Below are 2314 nucleotides of genomic sequence, written 5' to 3'. Positions count from 1 at the left end.
CGTCATCTTCTGGTTCCCTGTTGCCGGCCATTATGACCGACTCACGCCCCAGCTTTTCCACTCAACGAACTGTCCGAATTCTCGGCGCCACCTCTAACGCCTGCGTCAGCACAACATCTATCACCCGGAAACAGGCAGGTTTGAATACGGGTTCTATGGATTTGCACCCGGCAACATGGCTGTTTTCAGAACGCTGATGCCTCGATGAGGACGATCAACTTTTAACCACCCGTAACAGAAGGCCAAAGGTGGCCAGAGAAGGGGGCACCATCGCCCTCTTTCTATGCCCCAAAATTTTCTGCCCTTTGCTGCCTTTCGTGTCACGGGACCTTTGAAAAAATACAGGGAACAGCATGGTTTGACGGAAAGCACGGAGGATGACTCTCTTCTTTCCCACGTTTTGCGAGTACACGTCTGAGCGGAGGAACCCGTGAGATATGACCGGACAGTCGAAAGGAAGTCGGTGAAGAGCCTGAAAGACCTGCGCAGCCTGATCGCGCCAGCGCATTTACGGCACACGGCACCATCACATTTCAACCTGAAGAACACGATCGACGGTGAACGCGACTGCGTGAAAGTGGCGGTCTACAAGTTCATGAGCGACTATCTGGAGCGTTCGGTCTCAGGCATAGCCGAAGCCCTTGAATGTCACGGATACGAGCGCGATACGGTTGTCCGTGCGGTCAACACGTTAGTGAACGAAGGATGTCTGGTATCACATTGCTACGGCCACAAGACGGAGCCGCAGGATACGGGTGTGCGGCTGATGGAGGGCAGGATCATGCCTGACATCGGTGACGGGGCCGGAAGGAACGGGCCGGGCGCCTGCACGCATGCGACGGCTGAATCGGGTCGTGATCCTGCCAGGATACTCAATCATCGTGACGGCGTCGAAACAACGATCTGGAAAGCGATGCAGGACCACGTCCAACGTCCTGTGGAGACGGTGGTGGAGATTCTGGGACTCGTGGGTTTCCTCCCTGGCCTCGTGAGAAAGGAAATCATACAGTTCGAGCAGAGGGGCTGGTTTGAGATAGGCCGTTCCGGTGACGAGCTCTGGTGCAGGCTCAAGGACGGCATCGATATGCCCTTGCAGCCGGGAGCAGAAACGGACCATGCCAAAAAGGAGGAATTCGATCCGATGCAGCCTGCGGAGCCCGGCAGTCTGCTCGCGAAAGTACAGCAGGCGCAGCGCGAGATCGACACGTCTGCACGGCGGACTCATGCAGGCGCGGGTACGGACGATGGCGCCGGGCCCGGTGGGTGCACGCGGAGGGTCACCGAGTTGACCGGTCGCGAGCAGATCTGCAAGGTTCTGGCGGGCGGCCAGCACCTGAGCACGATGGAAATATATGCTGCCCTGAAGACGCGAGGCCTGGAGATTTCGAGAAACCGGACGTATGCGCTGATCGGGACGTTCTATCGTGAAGGCATGCTTTGTCGCGATGAACTGGAGGGATCGAAAGCCGTGTACTGCTACTGGCTCGCGCCGTGCTCACCGGCTGCAGATGAACCGCAGGCAGCGGGTGCAGAGCCGGTGTTGCCGCAGACGCTGCCCTCTGCGCCTCTGATGATCAGCGTGCATCTGCGAGGCGTGGAACTGTCGCTGCAAGAGTGCGGTGAGCTTTTGCAGGAGATGAGCGATTTGTGGTTGCTGAGAAGGCTGCGCGATGGCAAAGGCCTTATCCAGACCCGCTTCACGATCAAGGGTGTCGATCTCTCGCTTGCGGAGCTGCGGGAAGTTGCCTCCTGTCTGGCGCAAGCCGCGATGTGCCTGGGCTCCGGGTCTCGACCTCCGCAGACGTTCGACGATGATATTTTTCCGGAATGCGCTCGTGCCACCTGAGCGGAATTGTCCGCATAACGTCTGGAGCGACAACTGCATTTTTACGGATAGTCGTACAGATGCACCATGAGGGGAATAGCGAAGGGGAACAGCGAAAACTATACGGCAGTGCACTGCTGCAGACAGATTACTGGAAGTATCAGCAATGATCGAAGCGATTGATGGGAACATCCTTTACGTGGATGTCGAAGCCATCGTGAATCCGGTGAACTGCGTCGGGGTCATGGGCCGCGGTCTTGCCCTGCAGTTCAGGAAGGTGTTTCCGGACAATTTCGACGCCTACACGGCTGCCTGTGCACGTGGAGAAGTGCGGCCGGGGCACGTGCATTTGTTCGAACGGACACCGCCGGCGAATCCCCGGTACATCATCAACTTGCGTATTCCACGCAAAGAGAACAGCCATTCCAGGGCAAAGTGAATCGTGATTCCACGGCAAAGAGAACAAGGATTCCACGCCATCGCGAACAA

The 2314-nt window shown here is 57.4% G+C and carries 3 protein-coding genes; all 3 read left to right on the top strand.

Annotation, left to right across the window (positions count from 1 at the left end; translation table 11 throughout):
- Nucleotides 1-197 (top strand): hypothetical protein (locus tag P3T23_RS47530; protein ID WP_429322926.1); only part of this gene is annotated, 197 nt, incomplete at its 5' end.
- A 233-nt stretch (nucleotides 198-430) separates the two neighbouring features.
- Entirely contained in the window at nucleotides 431-1846 is a 1416-nt protein-coding gene (locus P3T23_RS47525) for a hypothetical protein (RefSeq protein ID WP_429322925.1), read from the top strand.
- A 145-nt stretch (nucleotides 1847-1991) separates the two neighbouring features.
- Entirely contained in the window at nucleotides 1992-2264 is a 273-nt protein-coding gene (locus P3T23_RS47520; RefSeq protein ID WP_429322924.1) for a macro domain-containing protein, read from the top strand.
- Nucleotides 2265-2314 lie beyond the last annotated feature (50 nt).

Origin of the sequence: Paraburkholderia sp. GAS448, assembly GCF_050435685.1 — a bacterium.
Taxonomy (GTDB): domain Bacteria; phylum Pseudomonadota; class Gammaproteobacteria; order Burkholderiales; family Burkholderiaceae; genus Paraburkholderia.
The sequence above is the reverse complement of the archived record's forward strand: the minus strand, read 5'-3'. Positions and strand labels throughout refer to the sequence as shown.